The organism is Paenibacillus sp. 1001270B_150601_E10 (assembly GCF_015558675.1).
Lineage (GTDB): Bacteria > Bacillota > Bacilli > Paenibacillales > Paenibacillaceae > Paenibacillus_B.
Genome location: NZ_JADMOL010000016.1, coordinates 42,879 through 62,356 on the forward strand (window position 1 = coordinate 42,879; position 19,478 = coordinate 62,356).

The window sequence follows — 19,478 nt, forward strand, 5'->3', positions numbered from 1 at the left end:
CCATCTTGGCGTCAGCAGGATAACTGCAAGACAAATTACCGCTGTGATGACGCTGTACACACTCGTGCCACCCAGATGAACCACAATTTCCTTCATGTTCGCAATAAAGGATTCATGCTTCTCTAGCCCTGTTAAGCCAAGAAAGTTGGCAATCTGGCCTGTAAAGATGGTGACCGCAATCCCAGTCGTGAACCCGATCGTAACGGGCCGTGGTATGAATTTGATCAAGCCTCCAAGCTTGAATAGACCCATGAGGAACAAGAGGACACCAGCCATAAACCCTGCAATCAGTAGATTCTCATAGCCGTATTGCATCACAATGGCAAACAGAATCGGAATAAACGCTCCTGTAGGCCCCCCAATCTGGAACTTCGAACCCCCGAAGAGCGAGATCAGAATTCCCGCTACGATGACCGTGTACAGCCCGTATTCAGGCTTTACCCCAGATGCAATAGCAAAGGCCATCCCAAGCGGAATGGCGACAATGCCTACAATGAGACCTGATACAAGATCCTTCTGCAAGGATTGGACACTATACCCCTTGAACCTGCCGTCAAAAGAAAAAATCGTAATCAGCTCCGTTTATCTTTATCTTTAATTATTTGAATATATATAAAATCATATTTATGAAAACTCGTACTGTCAATCGATCCCTCGCCTCGATAACACGTAAGAACACGCAAGAATAGCGGCAATTGCAAGATAAGTTTCTGCCATCCCTCTACATCCGCATTTTTCATATCCAATTGAACTTTTTATCACTAAAATAAGGCTAGGGCTTGTCTACTCAACCATCTAGAGGAAATCGTTAACGATCTATCAGGAAGGAAGGATGCAGCTGCAAAAAATAAGATCATAGAACCTTGCCGCTTCTATCGAACGAATAGACTAATGCAGCAGAAAGGCATCATTCGAACCTGACATGATGGGAATAGGTTACAATAGAACTAAGATTACGTTTCATATACGGAGGCAAGAACATGACTAAAAAAGGCGTCGTCATCGTGAACCTAGGAACACCTGATCAGCCTAAAGCTAAAGAAGTAAGAGCTTATTTGAGCCGATTCTTAGGTGATCATCGCGTCATCGATAAGCCGCGCTGGATGTGGCTCCCGATCCTGCATGGCATCATTTTACGAACCCGTCCCAAGAGATCTGCCAAGCTTTATCAAGAGATCTGGCAAGAAGATGGTTCTCCGCTGCTTCTCTACACCAAGGCGCAGGCCCGCCACTTGCAGGACAAGCTGCCGGACCGTATCGTTCGCTTTGCCATGTCCTACAGTGAACCGCTGCTCTCTAATGTGCTTGAGGACATGATGCAGCAAGGGGCAACGGAACTTGTCGTCATTCCGTTGTATCCCCAATATTCCGTCACCACGACTGCCACGGTATTCGATCAGACAGCACGCTTCTTTTTGAAGCAGATGTTTATTCCAAGCCTGCATCTTGTTCATGCGTTTTACGAGCATCCGCTCTATATCTCGTGGATCTCCGATCAGATCAAGCAGAAGCTGAATGAACAGCCCATCGATATGCTGATCTTCTCCTACCATGGGATTCCGGTGTCTTATGTTCAAAAAGGAGATTGCTACCCTGAGCATTGTGAAAAGACGACCGCGCTTATTATGGAGCAGGTAGGCGATATTCCCTACCGGCTGACCTATCAGTCTAAGTTCGGTCCTGATGAATGGCTGACGCCTGCAACTGATGAAACGATGAAGCGTCTTCCGGTGGAAGGGATTAAGCATGTGCTGGTCATTACACCGGGCTTTGTCGCAGATTGCTTGGAGACGATTGAAGAGATTGAGGGAGAGAATCGATCATACTTTCTGAGCCATGGTGGAGACAGCTTTACTTATGTGAATCCGTTCAATGATAATCCCATTTTGGCGGATATTCTGAAGGAGCTTGTCGAAGCTTATGGTTGAATGGTAAGGGGCAGGCTTGATAGAGGCTCATATAAAAAAAGAGCTTGCTGCAACCAAGAGGCCTAGCCTCTACCCGTGCAAGCGAGCTCTTTATCGCTTCCGTGTCTACTGGCACGGCAGCTTCTATTGATTTTTCATATTTTCCAATAAGGAGATTGCACTTATGAGATGATTGTCGAAAATCTGCCTTGCGACCTGCAATAGCTCCTTAATCAGCGGGTCACGGAGTGAATAGATGACCGAAGTTCCGTCCTTGACGCCGATCACCACATTCTTGCTGCGCAGCACCGCCAGCTGTTGGGAGACCGCAGAGCCCTCTGTGCCGAGAATGGCCTGGATCTCGTTTACCGTCTTGCTTCCTTCAGATAACACTTCCAGAATCCGTATACGTAAAGGGTGTGCCAACGCCTTGAAAAAATCAGCCTTAAACTGCTGAACCTCTTGATACATCACATACTCTCCTAATATTTGAAGATTTAAAGATAGTCCTATGATAACACAAATATAGGAGAAATGTAGAATCGCCATCAAACCCATGCTGGATAAGTCTGTGCTATCACATGTGTGAAAGTGCTCGGCCCTGTCCGCAGACTGAATAGCTGACTGAACTCGCCTTGAAATAGGCTGTTCGCTTTATCGTTGGTTTCTCGTTCGATACAGCAAATAGATGAAGAACGGTGCCCCGATCCCAGACGTAAAGACACCAACTGGGATGTCGAGAGGCAGAAATGCCGTCCTTGCGACAAGATCTGCAAGGGCCACCACCGCTCCGCCTGTTAAGGCTGCAACCGGAAGCAGCCGCCAGGAGACCGGCCCTACCAGCTTGCGCGCCATATGCGGAGCAATTAATCCTACGAAGCCGATCACACCTCCAACTGACACAGCCGCACCCGCTAAGCCAACACTGATGGCGATCAGCAGCAGCCGATTCCGCTGCACCCGACTCCCTAGCCCCACTGCAAGCTCATCGCCAAGCAATTGAACATTCATTGCTCCCCTGTATACATAGAGCAGCAGCATAAAGCATATAACCCAAGGCAGAAGCACGATCACCTCTGTCCAGGACGAGCCATAAATGGTCCCTGTCAGCCAGATATAGGAGGAGGTTGCTGAATAGGAAGGGCTAAAGACCAGCATAAAGGACGTCAGCGCAGATAAGAGCGACGAGATGCCAATGCCGACGAGCACAAGCCGAAGTGGATGGACCCCATCACGCCAGGCCAGCCAGTAAACGAGTCCAGCAGCTAAGAAGGCTCCGATTATGGAAGCCACAGGCATCCAATAAATGCTTGCATAGCTGGACAAATACGTGATAAAGGCAAGCGCTCCTACGGATGCGCCGCCGCTGATCCCGATCACATCCGGCGCAGCCAGCGGATTGCGGATCACGGCCTGCAGCACCGCTCCTGAGACGGCCAGTGCGGCCCCGACTAGGAAAGCCATGATCAATCGCGGTGCCCGGAGAGACTGGATGATGAATAGCTCATCCGAGCTTCCCTGTCCCATTAGAGCTTGCCAAGCTCGGTTCAATGGTATCATCTGATCGCCAAGCATAAGGCTTAACAGGGCAAGCACGATCCATATGGTCAGAAGCACTGCAGAAGCACGAAGCGTAGGGCGGTGAAATTGGCCCCATCTGCCGGCATCGGAGGAAAGATCTCTATTGTTCTTTCTTCCTTCCCCATACGAGGTCTTCTTCATTTGCTCCTCAGCTCCTTGCGTGCAATGTAAATAAAGAAAGGCGCTCCTACAGCCGCCGTCATGATGCCGACGGGAACCTCTTCAGGCATGATGATAAACCTTGCCGAAAGGTCCGCGAGCAAGAGCAGCACCGCACCATATACCGCGCAGTAAGGCAGGAGCCAGCGATGATCATGTCCTGCAAGGGCTCGTGCGATATGGGGCACAATGATGCCGATCAAGCCGATCGGCCCGGCAACAGCAACCGAGCCTCCTGCCAGGAGGACCACAATGAACCCCACCAGGAGCCGGATGAGTCCGACGCGCTGCCCTAGTCCCCTTGCCATCTCTTCTCCCATAATGAGAATGTTAAGCTGCGGCGCTAAGATCAGTGACGCAACCCATCCAATAAGCATATAAGGAGCGACCATCATAAGCAGTTCGATATCCCGAGCTGCAATTGAGCCTGCGAGCCAGAACATTACGTCCTGCAAGCCATTTTCATTGCGTACCAGCAGTCCTTGCGTGAAGGAAGAGAACAACGCAACAATTGCAGACCCTCCCAGAATCACTCGCAGGGGAGACAAGCCGTCTTTCCCCATTGAGCCCAGCATATAGGCTGCTGCAGCCGCTAAGAGTGCTCCACCGAAGGAGACCCATACGAGCACGCGCATATCGCTCCAATGAAATACGGTAATCGCAAGCACAATCGCGAAGCTTGCTCCTTGATTAATGCCAAGCACGCTTGGCGAGGCAAGCGGATTGCGGGTAACCGCCTGCATCAGCGCCCCTGCCATGGCTAAGCTTGCTCCTACGGCGATAGCCATAAGCGCTCTTGGCAGTCGCGCAGTTCTGACCACAACTTGCTCCATCGAATCTTCTTGGTAATGGGTTAAAGCAGCGATCATATCCCCCCAAGATATCGTTTGAAATCCAAATCGAATGCTTGCTATGGCGCTGATAACAAGGAGTATGACTCCGATGACAAGTCCCCAAGCTTGAGCGGCAGCATTCCCTTTTTTTCGTTCCATCTCTTCTACCGCCTCTCCAGACTAACCTAGCTTCTCTTCTTATTCACGGCAGAAAAGAATGGACCCAAGGGGCCCATTCTTCCTTCGTTCTTGTACGTATCCATTTCATATCCTGTGAGCAGGCTATTCCAGATCAAAATAGAAGTAAAGATCATCAAGCATCTGCTTCGCAGCGAGTGCACCGCCGGAAAGGTTCCAGGTCACTGCATTCACTTTGTAGTATTTTTTATTTTTGACGGCTTTCAAGTTCTTCCAAAGCGGCGAGTTCGTCCATTCCTTTTGCAGCTTTAAGATCTCGCCATCCCCGTCCCAATCTACTGTAAAGTCAAAGATATAATCTCCATCCAAGAGACTAACTTGCTCTTTGGACGTAACTGTTACCAGCTCTTGCTTCAGGGCAGCCTGCTGCTTCGGTACCTTAAACCCGAGCTCTTGGAAGATCTGATAGGCAAATCCCGTATTATAAGCTCTTGCGCTTCCGTTTGGATTAACGCGAATGACCGAAATTTCGGCTCCTTTATCTTTAGCAGGAAGCTTTCTCTTGAAGTCAGCTACGCTTGCCTTCCAATCAGCCATGAAGGCATTTGCTTTTTCTTCTTTGTTGAATACAGCAGCCATGACTTGGAGATTGTCTTGCCAGTCGGCGAGATCCTTCGTCATAATCGTTGGCGCAATCTTATTCAGCTGACCATTGATCTTCTCGTGACGATCCTTCGTTGCGATAATCACATCCGGCTTCAGCTTCGCAATAGCCTCTAGGTTCGGCTGTGTCTCATCACCAAGCGTCTTTGTGCCAATCAAGCTTGAACGAACATACTCATAGAACGGCTGTTGGACGTAAGATTCAACAGCTCCGACCGGCTTCACGCCAAGCAGCACAGAGATATCTACACCGCCATTGAACAAAATAACGGCACGCTTTGGAACACTATTCAATGTTGTAGAGCCCAGAGAATGCTTAATCGTTTTCTTCGTTTCAAGAGATGCTGTTGAAGAGGATTTGTTCCAATTCACCCATACGCCAAGCGATTCACCGACAAAGCGCAGAGGGACCAATACGGTGCCATTGGCATTGACAGGAGCAGCGTCCATCGTTGTCGATTTCCCATTTATCTTTGCCGTTTTGCTGCCAAGCGTGAGCTCCACTTTCTGGCTTCCTTTTGTGATCGTGGCGAGCTTGGCTTTGGAGTCATACTTCACCTTTCCACCGAGAGATTCCGCAATCGTGCGATAAGGAACCATCGTTCGGCCGTTAACCATTCTTGGCTTCTCATCGAAGGAAAGAGACTTTCCATTCACGGTCACCTTGATATTGCTGACTGCTGCCTGTACAGAAGAGAGAGGAAGCAGTGTGCATACTAAAGCTAGCATTAACGTAAACGCTGTCCATCTTATTTTTAACGAATACATGAATCGATCACCTGACCTTTTGTTAATATAGCAATCTGCTAGGATTGCTTAATCTTTTGCTTCATATCCCGCAGTCCCTGATAAAGCTTATAATCGAGCTGAATGAGCAGCTCTCGATCCCAAGTTTCCGAGGATGTATGCTCAAGCAAGGACGTCAGCGCTGCTGCCAGCTCTTGATGCAGCTTTTGGTCGGTTGCCTTCAGCTGTTCCTCGATCGCCTTCCACAGCCCCGCCATCTCTTCTGCCAGCTTGGCTGCCTCTTCCTTGCTGTCGGATTCTACCGCTTGTTTATAGGCTTTAACCGCTTCGATGATCTCGGTCATGCCAGTAGGGAGATCACTTATCTCAGCGGCTTGAATCTGATCCAGAGCCTCCTGCCCCTTGCTGGTCTCGTTATTGGAGGCCGCACTAGGCTGAACGTCCCCTGCTTGTCCAGAAGATGAACTGCACGCTGACAGGCTAAACAACAAGCAAATACCAACAACCCCTAACATCCCATGCCGCCATATACGGCTTAATCTCTGCCACTCCTTTATCCCCTGTATAATGCGTTACCCCCACCTTAATTGATAATCATTTTCAATTACATTGTAACGAGCCCATTTTTCATGGTGTATACCCGCCATTGTCCGATTCATATGGACAAAATGTTCATCCCATGTTCCTTTCTCGACAAATCGCTATTGTCATCGCTGACATTTATTGATAAGATACAATTCAATAGTGATAATGATTATCAATGAGAATCATCTCGCCAAAGGAGCTGTATACCGTTGATTCAAGGACAGCGCTATTCCTCTTACATCCCCTTATCGCTTAAAAACCATGAATATCAGGCTGGCTATCGGACGAGGCCATTTACGATACATCGCCCTGCCATTCTCTTTGTCATTAGCGGCACAGCAACAATTATGCTTGACGATACAGCCTACAAGCTTCATTCCGGCTGCTCTATCCTGCTTCGTCCCTTCTCTACCTTTCGACTGCTAAATGATTCGAGCCGTACCGTGAGGCTGCAGTATTTACACTATCAGCCGTTAAGGCACGGTGAGTCCCAAGACTCCCTCCAAGCATCCGCTATGTTGGAAGGTTTTCTCCAAGAGCAGCATCCCGTACAAACAAGCTCTGCCGTTACCCTGCACACCCTTCTGACGCCGCTTGAGCAGGCCTTCAAGGAACAAGGCGAACGAGGGGAGCTTCGGCGTCAGCTGCATTTTCTGGAGCTACTGCTGCATTTGCAGGCTCAGCATCAAATACAGGGATTATCCATGAGCGATACCCTTCAGCATACGATTGACTACATGGAGGAGAACTTTGCTAAGCCCATTGCGCTTAGCGAACTGCCTGTTCTAGCCGGGATGACGCCCAGCTCCTACTGCCGCGCGTTTAAGAAGCTTACAGGCATGACGCCAGGGAATTATTTGACACGCATTCGGCTGCTTCGCGCCAAAGAACTAATGAGCGAAGGGAAAACGACCCTTCGAGAAATTGCTCAATGTGTGGGATATCAAGACGAATTGTATTTCAGCCGGGTGTTTAAAAAGACGGAAGGCATGTCGCCCTCCGCCTACATGAAGAGGAAAGATCGCAGAATTGCGGTCGTAAGCAGCTATCTCCTGCAGGATCATCTGCTGGCACTTGGCATTCAGCCAATCGCAGCACCTGCATATCCCACGTACTTCCATACTCCATCCGGCTTTCCAAGCTACCTGCATGATCGCCTGCAGGGGACAGCCGCACTCCCTGCGGAGCGTCCGCTCAATTTTAGCGATGTCATGCGCCTGGCTCCAGACATGATCATCAAGACAGAATCGTTGATTAATCCAAATGACCGCCAATGGAAGGCGAATCCGCACACCATCTTTATCCATCCCTCGGCCTGCTGGGAACAATATCTCCGTGAGATCGCAGGCCGGGTGAGCAAAGAGCAGACAGCAGACCGAATCATAGAACGAATGGCCAGAGTCGAGGAAGAAGCAAGAATGCAGCTCGCCCCGATGACAAGCCGTGGGACATGGATTATTATTCGGCTGCTGCCTGGCGATTGTCGTCTATACGGCAGGAAGGAGCATGCCCTGACAGAGCTCATCTATCAGCGGCTTGGCTTTCAGCCGGATGCGCACATTCAGCATGGTTTTTACCAAAGTCTTGCATTTGAGGACGTGCTTCAGCTTAATCCCGAGCAAATTCTTATCATGTGGAGCGAGACACAAGAAATTGTGCAGGCCTATAAGGATGAGCGCTGGCTGTCTCTTCAAGCGGTTCGCAATAACCGCGTCTTCATTCCGGATTCGAGGGAGTGGGATCCTTGGGGGCCAATTGGACGTGAGGTGATGATCCAAGAGATGGTGCATTATTTTGGTCAGTAGCATGAAGGTAGAGTCTTCGGATACACAAAAAGGACAGCCTCAACAAGGCTGTCCCTCTAACGTTCAAAGATTCGATACATGGAGGATTCCTCATCTAGCAACCTTGCCGCGAGAAAGGCCTCCTTCACATTTTTCTGATTGGTCATCCTCTCGTAGAAAAAGCGTATCGCAAACATCAGCGCCGTATTGCCATCTGGGTAATCGTCAGGTCCGATGTAGGTTTGACAGCCGCTTTCCAAAAAGGCACGAGCAAGCTGCTCGCTGCCAAGTGAGCAGCCATTGGCTAAGACAACCTTGCCTGGTAAATGGGCAAATTGTTTAATATGCTGAGGTCCGAAATTGACTCTAGGCTCGCTCTCCTCATACACGTCCTCACCAAGCTCCGGCATGATGAACGTTCCTTCATCACCGTGAAAGTTCAGTACAAGCACTTCAATATCGGGGTACAGATCCTCCCCTGACAGGATGGACATAAAGTCTTGTGGGCGGCCGAGCCAATACGTGATCACTCTTAGACCAAAGTATTCTAACGTGCATCGCAGCGCTTCCGTCTCCAGTTCACAGCCCGGACCACATACTAATGCTATCGACGGTTCTCTCTTACTCACTTAATCCCTCCCTATGACCGGCTACTCTTCACCGTTAATCATTTCCCCTCTTCGAGGATGAAGGTTGTTCTCCCATTTCACGGCAAGTGAACGCGACTCAAACAAATTCTCGCCATCGGACACTTGGAAATGAAGATGCGGCTCGCTAGAGTTGCCGGAATTGCCAAGCTGACCGATTATTTCGCCACGCTTCACGGATTCTCCTACTTTGACCTTAACAGAACCCTGCTTTAAGTGAGCCAAAATGCTATACTCGCCGTTATGATCAATCGTTACCTGATTGCCTGCCGGATCCTCTTCATTCATGACACCTACAGGAGCATTATCTGGAATATTGTTCACCACCGACACCACCACGCCGTCCGCAGGTGCTAATATATCCTTGCCAAAGGCATAGTAGCTCTCATTCAGCTTGGGATCGCCTTCATAAGAACGGTCATTCTCCACTTGAATCAGATCATAGGCGTAACGCTGCATTTCATGTGCATAGTGATAATTCAGAAGCACGTTATGGCCTCCCCAAAATACAAACATCGGCTCTTTAAACGGAAGACTGAAGGTGGTGTGGGTTAGGTGATTATCCGACTCGAGGCCCGCTCCAAGCTCTTGAATCTGCATGCTCAGTATCGTTCCCTGCTCATCGAATATCGCCAATAGGCCTTTATGTCCTGACGGATCCACCCATATGCGCTGATCCAACTCATTTAATAAAAAGCTCGCTTCTTCCTTAAAGGAGGCTACCCCTGCAACAAACGACTTGGACAATTGCTCAAACTCCGATTGACTAACCTCTCCCTTAAACTCCGGACTGAATTGCTTATAAATAAGCTCATACTTTCCTTCCAGCATCGCTTTAGGCAACTCCTCGGGCTTTAGTTGATCTACACCAGCCACCCTTTGATCAGCCTCCTTTTCATGTATGACGTTCTCTTTCTTATCGTCCACTTTCTCTGCCCCTCCGCAAGCCGTCAAGCCGATCACGGCCGTCATGAACATGATCGTGATACTCAAAAGCCGCAGCTTCTTATTCCTTCTACCATCAGCATTCATCTTTTGTACCCCTACCTCTCATTTGAATCTATGTTTATTGTAGAGGTTAAGACTTACGATACTCGTAACCGGAAATAAACACTGTCTTAATTATTTGGAGATCGGCTCCGGCCAAAATTAAGATAGCGTTAAGATAACGCAACCTATTACACTGGAATATTTATGATAATATAGGGGCAGCAAGCCATATGGGGAAAGGGGATTTACCAACATGAACGATGCGGCCATTCTCCTTGTCGATGATGAACCGTCCATTGTAACGCTGCTGCAGACTGTCCTCCATAAGGAGGGGTACACGCATATCGATGCGGCATTCACCGGCGAGGAAGCAATCAAAGCATGCCAGCGCCATACCTATGATCTCATCGTGCTCGACGTGATGCTCCCAGGACGAAGCGGAGTCGATATCTGTCCCTTTATTCGAATGACGACAGACGCACCCATCCTCTTTCTAACCGCGAAAAGCTCTGATTTTGACAAGCTGACCGGGTTCGCCGTTGGGGGAGACGATTACATTACGAAGCCTTTCAATCCACTAGAGATTGTGGCGCGGATTCGTTCCCAGCTTCGCAGACATCTTGCTGCCAAAGGGAATTATATAAAAGGAGAAGCGACCTTCCCTCCTCCTTCTAACCCTATTCGCATTTATGATTATGGGAGATTTCAAGTCAATGAGACCGCAGGAGAGCTCCGAGTCTTAAATGGAATTATTTCCTGTCCAACGCTTGTCTTTCAGCTGCTGCTGTTTTTCTGCAAGCATCCGAACCGCATCTTCAGCAAGCGAGAGCTGTATGAGCAGGTTTGGGGCGAGGAGGCGCTCTCCGATGACAATACGGTGATGGTCCATATCCACCGCATTCGAGAGCGGATTGAGGAGGATCCTTCCAATCCTCAAATTATTGTGAATGTTAGGGGTCTAGGCTATAAACTTGTCTATCATCTGCCGAAAAGGAACTCTCTATGAAAAACATCAAGCATCGGCTTACGTTGCGATTTATCATTCAGCTTGCCATATCCGGCATTATTGTCCTGATTCTTGCAGGATTGTGCATCCTGTGGGTTCTTCATCGTTTTGAACAAATTAATCTATCCAAAGACTTCGCCTCAGTCGGTTTAGAGAAGCTCGTGGAGTCCTCCCAGCTTGGACCAGACGGATTCGTATTTGATACGATGCTGCTGGATCAAGTCAAAGCCAATAACGGATGGCTGCAAAGCCTTGATGAAGAAGGCCGCGTTACGCTGTCGTACAATACACCGCGAGATGTGCCTAAACACTATGATCCCGGGGAATTGCTTGCCTATTGGGTAGGCAATAAGCCTTTTCCATACGGCCTATACTTGTGGATTCAAGAGAAGGATGGGAAGCTCTTCACTTTAATATATGGGGTAAAAAATGAGATGGAGCCTCTCATGAACCAAGTCAAAAAAGAGGCCCATCTTGCTGCTGACGGATCGCTTCAGCTCCCCGACACGGCAGAAGCGCGTCTCAAGGCTCTAGGCGGATACGTCCAATGGCTAGATATAACGGGCAAGGAACTTGGTTCCTATAACAAGCCTGGCCATGTTCCCCATCAATATACGATTCAGGAGCTCGCACTGCGAGTATCCGATCGAGAGCATTACGGCTATACCGTAGTCACATCTTATGATCAAGATACAGGCCGAACATGGCTCATCGCACTGCCGAACACGATCAGCAAGAATCCTGGTGCCGAAAGTTTCCTTCCTCCCGAGGCTAAGATAGTCATACTCGGTGTTACCGCGATGTTTCTTGCCATGCTGCTTGTCTTTATCCTGCTCTCTCTTTGGAATGCCCACCGCTTCGGCGCACCAATGCTTCATACGATGGCCTGGCTCGATTCTCTTAGCCACAAGATATACAAGGAGCCTATGGACCGAAAGGGGCTCTCCATTACCCGCAACGCTTCAGGACAATGGAAACGAAGATATCGGACGTATGCGGAGGTCATGCTGTCACTGGATAAGCTCTCTACCACGCTGCAGCGTGATGAGACGATGCGAGAGCAAACGCAGGAGCTGCGGGAGCAGTGGATCAGCGGCATTACCCATGATCTCAAGACGCCGCTTTCTTCAATTAATGGCTACGCTCATCTGCTTGCTGAAGATCAGTATGATTGGACCAAGGAAGAGGTGCTTACGTTCTCACGTGTTATGCTTGAGAAATCAACGCATATGGATTCGCTGATTAACGATCTTGCAATGACCTATCGATTACAGGCTGGCATTCGCCCACCTGAGACAGAAGAAATGAATTTGAATGTATGGCTGCGGGATTATTTGGCGCGTGCAGCATCCGATCCTGAACATCAAGATCACCTTATTCAGTATGAGCCTGCCGATAAGCATATCTCGGTTCACACTTATGCACCATGGCTTCAACGTATCATAGACAACCTTATTGCCAATGCATTCCTGCATAATCATCCAGACACAATGCTGACGGTCTCCCTACAGCTTGATCATGAGCAAGAACAGGCTATCCTTACTTTCTGTGATAATGGAAGCGGCATGGATGAACGCACGCTTGAGGGCTTGTTCGAGCGGTATTATCGGGGGACGAATACCATCCATTCTACCGAAGGCTCCGGGTTAGGCATGGCGATATCCAAAGGTCTCGTAGAGGCCCTGGGAGGAACGGTAAGTGCGGAATCCGAATGGGGCAAGGGAACGACCATACAATTAAGGTTCCCGTGTCAGAAGTCCACGGCCTAGGCCAAAGATCGCGATCAGTAGGTTAGACCAACCGCGATTCGTGATCATTTTGATATAAATCATAAAGGGACTGCCCTTTAGGGGCACTCTCCTCTTGCAGCAGGCCTTTAAACCATGATGCTGCTGAGAGGGGAGCATGCCGTCCTATCAGCAGTCCCTGTTTTTAAGATGATCTAGCGTTGTTATTTCGACTCACTATTTCGAATGTGCAGCCTCGCATTTATGGAAAGCAAACAAGCTTTTTTGCCTTATCGTGCCGCTTGATGGCGCTCACGTTCCACTTCTGCAATAAGCTCCTCTATAACCTGATCTGGCGTGCGGTGAATGAGCCAGTTCTGGCCAAACATTTGCAGCACTTTAATCGTCGGGAAGTCTCCCCAGAATCCGATGAATTCCTCGTTCAAATACACCTTGTCGGCCACATGCTCATTCATTTCATTTAAGCACTTTTCCAATACCGACTTGGCTGTCGGGTCCTCTACCCAGTCGTTAAGCAGGCTGAACTTGTGGAAGGATGCCTCTTCCTTGCCAAAGTCGCAGAATACGCGTTCCGTCAAGCGAATATCTCGCGAAGAGCTGCCTGCCGCAATCTTGAAGTAGCCCGTCTCCGCTACCCAGTGGTTGTACTTCGTATTGTAGTATGCAAAGTCCCGCTCCTCGAGCTCAAACACGACTTCCTTCTTCTCATGCGGTTGAAGCTCGACCTTGGCAAAAGCCTTGAGTTCCTTCTCTGGGCGCGTCCATTTGCACTCCTCGTCCTGGACGTACAACTGAACAACCTCTTTGCCTGCTGCCGATCCGGTATTCTCCACTTTTAGGGACACCGTTACACTGCAATCATGCTGCTTAACCATCATATCGGAATAGGCAAATGAAGTGTAAGACAGCCCATGCCCAAACGGGAATTGCGGCGCAAGCTCCTTGCGGTCATAGTAGCGATACCCAACAAACAATCCCTCACGGTAGTACAGCTTGCCATTCTCTCCACGAATGCGCATATGAGACGGATTGTCGGACAGCTTCACAGGGAACGTCTCGGACAGCTTGCCCGAAGGGTTCGTCAAGCCGAACAGAATCTCGGCAACCGCACGTCCTGAACCTTGTCCAGTCAGCCAAGAGTGAAGCAATCCTGGCACATGCTGTACCCACGGACGCATCGCCAATGCCGTACCGCTACTCGTCACAACAATGCATTTAGGCTGAACAGCCGCTACGGCTTGGATCAGTTTCACCTGATGATCGGGAAGATCGATGCTTTTTAGGTCGTGCATCTCAGACTCTGCGTATTCCGGCTGTCCAACAAACAGAATCGCGAGATCCGACTTCGCGGCAAGCGCTGCACTCTCTTCAATCATCGCGTCATCGATGCGCTCGTCCTTCGGGTAGCCTTCCGCATAATGGAACTGTACATTCTCGCCAGCAATCTTCTGCATCTCTTCCCAAGGAATATCGACACGTGTTGGCGTCACCTCAGCACTACCCGCGCCCTGAATTCTCGGCTTCTTCGCGAATGTACCGATAACGGCAATGGATTTCGCCTTAGCAGGATCAAGCGGCAGAATGCCGTTATCGTTCTTGAGCAGCACAATGCTCTCAGCCGCAGCTCTTCTAGCAAGCTCATGATAATCGATCGCTGCTGAAGGAGTCTCCGCTGCATGGTCTGTTACCTGCTCAACCAGCGTAAGAATACGGCGTACGCTCTTATCAAGCTGCTCTTCCAACAATGTGCCATTCTGCACAGCCTCCACTATTGCAGCTGCATTGTAATGAGCAGGTCCCGGCATCTCCAGATCAAGTCCTGCCTTAAGCCCGCGAATACGGTCGTTAACCGCTGTCCAGTCGGACAGTACAACGCCTTCATAGCCCCATTCTTTACGAAGAATATCATCAAGCAAATGCTCGTTCTCGCTTGCATAGGATCCGTTAAGCAGATTGTAGGAGCACATAATCGTCCAAGGATCTGCCTTCTTAATAATCCGCTCAAACGCACTCAAGTAAATCTCGCGTAGGGTACGCTCATCCACCTCTGAGCTGGTCACCATCTTTTCGTACTCCTGGTTGTTGCAGGCAAAGTGCTTCACCGAAGCGCCCACGCCTTGGCTTTGGAGTCCATTCACGAAGGCTGCGCCCAGCTCGCCGGACAGACAAGGATCCTCGGAATAATATTCGAAGTTGCGGCCGCCTAGCGGCGTGCGCTTCATATTGATACCAGGGCCGAGCAACAGCTCTACACCCATTTCCTTGCCTTCAACGCCAAGCGCTACACCAACCTCGTGCAATAACTCCGTATTCCAAGAGGAACCGATTGCAGAGCCAGTTGGATAGCATGTAGCTGGAATATTACCTGTAGTAGCAATCCCCATCTCTTCATCGCTATTCGTCTTACGAATGCCATTCGTACCGTCATACATGTGGATCGGCGGGATATTCAAGCGGTCAATCCCTTTTGTCATCCACATATTAAGACCTGCACATAACGACGCTTTCTCTTCCAATGTTAACTCCTTCATCCAATCCTGTATCTTTTGCTTCATCATTTATCCCCACTTTCCTAGCTTTGTTGCAGCTTTGCTTCTTCCTGCTCCTTCTTCAGCTCCTGCGCATCATAGATCTTGTAGAACGGATACCAGACGGCAAAAATGATGGCCAGCACGACTGCCAACAGGATGAGCCCGTTCAAGCCAGACATGATGTAAGTCGATATTCCGATCGGTGTATACCACAACTGGAACACTTTGCTCGGAATTTCCGCGAAGCCCCAATCAAGCGCGAAATATACAATAATTGGTGTAATAATACCGTTGATCCACATCGGAACCATTAGAATCGGGTTAAAGGCAATCGGCGCCCCGTAGATCACCGGCTCATTGATATTAAATAAAGATGGAACAATCGTCGCTCTGCCAATGGACTTCAGCTTTTTGGATTTCGCAAACAGGAACCATACGATGAGCGGCAGGGTCGCACCGAGACCGCCGACACCAAGCCAGCCTGAGAAGAACGTTTCGAATGTGTTGATGTTGACTGGCTCAAGTCCTTGCGCCACCAAGGCAGCATTCTGTTCAATCGCTGGAATCCAGATCGCGTACCAGATGGGCATCATCACCCATGGGCTAACCCCGAAGGAGTACAGCACAACACCAATCAAGTTAAAGAGCAAGAAGCCCCATAAGCTTTGTCCTACCGTGTTAATAGGCTCAAATACGCTCACGATCAGCTCGAAAATATCAAAGTGCAGCTGATAGACAAGCACCCAACCCATCGTTAGAATAACTGCAATCGGAACAAGAAAGTCGAACCAATCAATGATGAACTCCGGCAAAGACGAATCCTTTTTGAATAGTGAAAAATTGTTGAATACATTCAGGACTACGGCTACCACGATGCCGACCAGCAGCGCGGTGATCATTCCAGAAGGCCCAAAGCGTTCCAGGATAAAGGTAATCGTGCCATCATCATTCATAACGGGCTTAAGCAGCATTAAGAACAAGGATAGACCTGTCGCTCCGGCAATAAGCTTGATTTTGTCGCGCCCTTTCTTTTGCATGACCGTATACGGCGTGAGAAACGCAATAAACATTCCTAGAAGCCCGAAGCTAAATGTGGTTATCGGTGTTAAATCTGGCATTCCCGGAATGAAATCTTTTAGAATTGAGATCAAGGTTATGATCGATCCGATAAAAATCATAGGTAGGGTGACCATAATGGCTTCCTGAATGGAAGATACCCATACGTTGTTTGTAAACTTCTCTAAGCGTGGCGCAAATTTTTCCGTCATCCATTTCATAAGACGGTCCATGTTCATTCCCCCTTGCATTGACATTCTCATCGGCCGTAACTTTAGTATAGATCTACTTGATAGCGCTTTCTTGTTCTTCTTTGTCGCAAACGGGGTTGTTTCTTGTTCCCTTTCTCCGAACGGACTTAGCATATGCAGCAAAGGTACCGCTTACACAACAAAAAACACCCCTCCATAGAGGGGTGAACGTTGCTTTGAACGCCTTTTTAGCAGAAATATGGCGTATTATTCATTTGATAGGTCGACTAATACTGCTTATCGAACGTAAGCAGAAGCACGCCATGAGGCGAAAGGGTCACTTCTTGCTGCCAGTTCTGCACGTCATGAATGATTTGTGCCTTCATGGCAGGCCCGCTTCTAGCATCTAGATATTGAAGCTCTTCATCGGATAAAAAGTCTGGCGCTCCCAAGCGGACCCACTCATCAAATACGGAGCCATGCTCACGGTCTAGCAGATAGCTGGTCACTTTATAGCTCCCTGCTAACCCATCGATATGGATGTGAAATTCTTTATGGCCCTTCTCCTCGAATACGGCATACCGATTCGTATCGGACAGCTCCGACCAATCCCCGCTCGCAAAGAGCTGATCGACATGCACATAATGATATAGGAGCAGCTGAATGCTGCCATCACCCCGTCTTGTTGCGATATATCCATCCCCATGGGCTACAATCTGATCCCCGAGCTTGTGCAGAAGCTGGAAGGCATAGTAGCTGGGCTTCTTCAGTCCATCCCGATTGACAAGCCCGAATCCGCCATAGAAGTGGGCCGGCGGAACAACGCTTTCCTCGAATACATCCGTAAAGCTCCAGTAGGCAAGCCCCTTCATCGAGCCAATTGTCGTCAGTGCATGATATATGACGAAAGGAGCCATAAACATCGTATCGTGTACCAGATTGCGATCATAGAGCGAGAAGTTCCATTCGGTCATAAACAGTTCCACATCGCGATAAGGGGTTGCAGAGAGCTTGGCTGTTAATCGATCCACACTCTCCATATAAAAGGATCGCGGCATAATCGTCGTGAGACGATCGGTCTCTCCTTTTAAGAAGGGATACTCCGAATAGACGTGAAAGGAGAAGAAGTCGAGCGGTACCTTGTTCTCATGGCAATAGGCTAGGAATTCCTCCATCCACGTATCGTTCCACAGCGAGCCGTAGCCAAGAGCTGGTCCACCAACCTTAAACTCCGGTGAGATCGACTTGATCGCTTGGACCGTTGAGGCATAGAACGAAAAATATTCCTCCTTTGTCCCTGCCCAGCAGACGCCCGAGAGGTCCGGCTCATTCCATACTTCAAAATACCATTGACTCACCTCTTGCCAGCCGTAGCGGTTCAAGCAGTGGCGGATAAAGGCCTGAACGAGCGCATCCCACTTGGCCTGCTCTTTGGGCGGGGAAATGCTTCCTTTCCACCAAAAGACCGTCTCGTTTGACCTTCTCAGGAGGCTCGGCATAAATCCCAGCTCGACAAACGGCCGGATGCTTTGCTGAAGCAGCTCATCGTACAACTTGTCCACATAAGACCAATTGTAGATCGGCGTGCCGTCTGCTGCCTCGCTGTACACCATCATTTCATCATTAAAGATGCCATGGAAGCGAATATATTGAAAGGGGAATCGTTGCTGCATCTTTCTAAAATGCCGCCGCCAGTCCTCTCTTAGCCCCTCAACGGCTCGCCCTGCTGTCGTGACGACATTCCAGTGTTTATCAAAGGGGGCTCCCGTCCCGTTCGCCTGAACCTTTACGCCTACCACTGTTGAAGCGGCCGCTGATGCCGCACTTGGTCCTGATGAGTGGAGAGTCGTTTTCATGCCTTCCTCCGTATCGACATGGAGATAGCGGTACAGCGAGGACATCGCCTGTATCGTATCGGTCTCATAATAGTCCCCGCTGGATGATTCCTCATAGGTCAGTGGTTTACGATCCGGATCAGGCTGATCGGATAAGGCGAGCGCTTCCCGATATGCACTAGGCGTGCTATTGTATTTTTCCTTAAAGTATTTATTAAACAGCTTTACATTGGCAAAGCCGCAATCGAGCGCAATCTCTGTAATGCTCTTGGTTGTATTAGCGAGCTCCGCCTGTGCTTTCTCGAGACGGACAAGCGTCAAATACTTTTGAAAGGGAATACCTATCTTATCACTGAAAAAATGCGAAAAGTAATGCAGACTCAAATGCTCCTGATCCGCCATCGTCTGAAGCGTAATCTTCTGATTAAAGTGCTGATCGACATATTGAAGCACCCGATTGAGCCGCTTGTAGTCGTAGGACTTCGTATCGCTCACAACGGCTTCGTTTGTCCCAGATGAGAAATATCGAAGCAGATAGCCGCACAGCATCTGTAAGCATCCTAGCGTATAGCTGCGAAAGCCATTGGCCTTCTTGTTGATCTCATAGACCATCTTGGCGAGATTATGGCGGATGGCATCGTACTTGCTGCGATTATCCTCCGTCTGTGTACTCGAATTGCAGTGGATAAAGGCATTCGAATCGAGCCACTCCGGGCCAAATTGAAGCGTCAGCAGCACATTATCCTCACTCGTGCGTTCAATCTTATGAACGGACATGCTGTTGACGACGATAATATCGTCCTGGTGAAGGGTATATTGACGTTGATCCAGATACATGACTATCGAGCCTTGGAGAACATAAATAATCTCAATCTCTTTATGCCAATGAAAATGGATGTGCTTCACGCTGTTTACAAATAACTTGATAGGCAGATCATCTTGGTGCTGTATAAACTCGTATAGGTAACGGATATCACGCGCCCCCTTTCCGTTTCTTATTATGTGATGAAGATACGAAGAAATACAATGAGGTTCATCCTTCTCCAAAATAAAAAAGAGCCTCCTGTGCTGGAAGCT

General features: G+C 49.0%; 15 protein-coding genes. 4 read left to right on the plus strand and 11 right to left on the minus strand.

The features are described from left to right. Positions 1-567, minus strand: a 567-nt coding sequence (locus tag I2H74_RS24875) for a SulP family inorganic anion transporter (RefSeq protein WP_420707478.1), incomplete at its 3' end; no start/stop codon positions are given. A gap of 413 nt (positions 568-980) precedes the next feature. Between I2H74_RS24875 and hemH the strand changes: the two genes are divergently transcribed. Beyond that, positions 981-1,928 carry a ferrochelatase gene (gene hemH, locus I2H74_RS22160; protein ID WP_195576423.1) on the plus strand — a complete coding sequence of 316 codons (948 nt, stop codon included), beginning with the start codon at positions 981-983 and terminating at the stop codon, positions 1,926-1,928. A gap of 123 nt (positions 1,929-2,051) precedes the next feature. On the opposite strand, the gene I2H74_RS22165 is transcribed toward hemH, so the two are convergent. From I2H74_RS22165 to I2H74_RS22185, 5 genes are all read right to left on the minus strand, one after another. After that, entirely contained in the window at positions 2,052-2,378 is a 327-nt protein-coding gene (locus I2H74_RS22165) for an ArsR/SmtB family transcription factor (RefSeq protein WP_195576424.1), read from the minus strand. Positions 2,379-2,561: 183 nt separating this feature from the next. Further along, positions 2,562-3,629 carry a FecCD family ABC transporter permease gene (locus tag I2H74_RS22170; RefSeq protein ID WP_195576425.1) on the minus strand — a complete coding sequence of 356 codons (1,068 nt, stop codon included), beginning with the start codon at positions 3,627-3,629 and terminating at the stop codon, positions 2,562-2,564. After that, a complete protein-coding gene (locus I2H74_RS22175) occupies positions 3,626-4,639 on the minus strand; it encodes a FecCD family ABC transporter permease (protein ID WP_195576426.1) in 1,014 nt (337 codons plus the stop codon). Before I2H74_RS22175 ends, I2H74_RS22170 begins: the two co-directional genes overlap by 4 nt. Positions 4,640-4,762: 123 nt before the next feature. Then, the gene (locus I2H74_RS22180; RefSeq protein ID WP_195576427.1) at positions 4,763-6,049 is read right to left on the minus strand and encodes a stalk domain-containing protein; all 1,287 of its coding nucleotides are present in this window, start codon (positions 6,047-6,049) and stop codon (positions 4,763-4,765) included. A gap of 38 nt (positions 6,050-6,087) precedes the next feature. After that, a complete protein-coding gene (locus I2H74_RS22185; RefSeq protein WP_195576428.1) occupies positions 6,088-6,543 on the minus strand; it encodes a hypothetical protein in 456 nt (151 codons plus the stop codon). A gap of 279 nt (positions 6,544-6,822) precedes the next feature. Here I2H74_RS22185 and I2H74_RS22190 point away from each other — a divergent pair, with 279 nt between their 5' ends. After that, entirely contained in the window at positions 6,823-8,418 is a 1,596-nt protein-coding gene (locus I2H74_RS22190; RefSeq protein WP_195576429.1) for a helix-turn-helix domain-containing protein, read from the plus strand. A 56-nt stretch (positions 8,419-8,474) separates the two neighbouring features. Here I2H74_RS22190 and I2H74_RS22195 read toward each other — a convergent pair whose 3' ends face one another. Together I2H74_RS22195 and I2H74_RS22200 are read right to left on the minus strand one after the other, a co-directional pair. Further along, positions 8,475-9,026 (minus strand): delta-aminolevulinic acid dehydratase, encoded by a 552-nt coding sequence (locus tag I2H74_RS22195; protein WP_195576430.1) that lies wholly within the window; start codon positions 9,024-9,026, stop codon positions 8,475-8,477. Positions 9,027-9,047: 21 nt separating this feature from the next. After that, positions 9,048-10,076 carry a M23 family metallopeptidase gene (locus tag I2H74_RS22200; protein WP_229106945.1) on the minus strand — a complete coding sequence of 343 codons (1,029 nt, stop codon included), beginning with the start codon at positions 10,074-10,076 and terminating at the stop codon, positions 9,048-9,050. Positions 10,077-10,287: 211 nt separating this feature from the next. On the opposite strand from I2H74_RS22200, the gene I2H74_RS22205 reads away from it, so the two are divergent. Both I2H74_RS22205 and I2H74_RS22210 read left to right on the plus strand, forming a co-directional pair. Continuing rightward, positions 10,288-11,040 carry a response regulator transcription factor gene (locus tag I2H74_RS22205; RefSeq protein ID WP_195576431.1) on the plus strand — a complete coding sequence of 251 codons (753 nt, stop codon included), beginning with the start codon at positions 10,288-10,290 and terminating at the stop codon, positions 11,038-11,040. After that, positions 11,037-12,809 (plus strand): sensor histidine kinase, encoded by a 1,773-nt coding sequence (locus I2H74_RS22210; protein ID WP_195576432.1) that lies wholly within the window; start codon positions 11,037-11,039, stop codon positions 12,807-12,809. The genes I2H74_RS22205 and I2H74_RS22210 overlap by 4 nt, the downstream gene beginning before the upstream one ends. Positions 12,810-13,057: 248 nt before the next feature. On the opposite strand, the gene I2H74_RS22215 is transcribed toward I2H74_RS22210, so the two are convergent. From I2H74_RS22215 to I2H74_RS22225, 3 genes are all read right to left on the minus strand, one after another. Further along, positions 13,058-15,346 (minus strand): beta-glucosidase family protein, encoded by a 2,289-nt coding sequence (locus I2H74_RS22215; RefSeq protein ID WP_229106946.1) that lies wholly within the window; start codon positions 15,344-15,346, stop codon positions 13,058-13,060. 14 nt (positions 15,347-15,360) lie between these two features. Further along, the gene (locus tag I2H74_RS22220; RefSeq protein WP_195576433.1) at positions 15,361-16,608 is read right to left on the minus strand and encodes a PTS sugar transporter subunit IIC; all 1,248 of its coding nucleotides are present in this window, start codon (positions 16,606-16,608) and stop codon (positions 15,361-15,363) included. Between the two features lie 245 nt (positions 16,609-16,853). Then, positions 16,854-19,448, minus strand: coding sequence for a GH39 family glycosyl hydrolase (locus tag I2H74_RS22225; protein ID WP_229106947.1), 2,595 nt, complete (start codon positions 19,446-19,448; stop codon positions 16,854-16,856). Positions 19,449-19,478 lie beyond the last annotated feature (30 nt).

Bases quoted from the DNA above. Each gene is read 5' to 3' on its own strand.
- I2H74_RS22200 (WP_229106945.1), bottom strand. From the start codon at position 10,076: ATGAATGCTGATGGTAGAAGGAATAAGAAGCTGCGGCTTTTGAGTATC.
- hemH (WP_195576423.1), top strand. From the start codon at position 981: ATGACTAAAAAAGGCGTCGTCATCGTGAACCTAGGAACACCTGATCAG.
- I2H74_RS22215 (WP_229106946.1), bottom strand. From the start codon at position 15,346: ATGATGAAGCAAAAGATACAGGATTGGATGAAGGAGTTAACATTGGAA.
- I2H74_RS22180 (WP_195576427.1), bottom strand. From the start codon at position 6,049: ATGTATTCGTTAAAAATAAGATGGACAGCGTTTACGTTAATGCTAGCT.
- I2H74_RS22220 (WP_195576433.1), bottom strand. From the start codon at position 16,608: ATGGACCGTCTTATGAAATGGATGACGGAAAAATTTGCGCCACGCTTA.
- I2H74_RS22185 (WP_195576428.1), bottom strand. From the start codon at position 6,543: ATGTTAGGGGTTGTTGGTATTTGCTTGTTGTTTAGCCTGTCAGCGTGC.
- I2H74_RS22165 (WP_195576424.1), bottom strand. From the start codon at position 2,378: ATGTATCAAGAGGTTCAGCAGTTTAAGGCTGATTTTTTCAAGGCGTTG.
- I2H74_RS22170 (WP_195576425.1), bottom strand. From the start codon at position 3,629: ATGAAGAAGACCTCGTATGGGGAAGGAAGAAAGAACAATAGAGATCTT.
- I2H74_RS22210 (WP_195576432.1), top strand. From the start codon at position 11,037: ATGAAAAACATCAAGCATCGGCTTACGTTGCGATTTATCATTCAGCTT.
- I2H74_RS22205 (WP_195576431.1), top strand. From the start codon at position 10,288: ATGAACGATGCGGCCATTCTCCTTGTCGATGATGAACCGTCCATTGTA.
- I2H74_RS22175 (WP_195576426.1), bottom strand. From the start codon at position 4,639: ATGGAACGAAAAAAAGGGAATGCTGCCGCTCAAGCTTGGGGACTTGTC.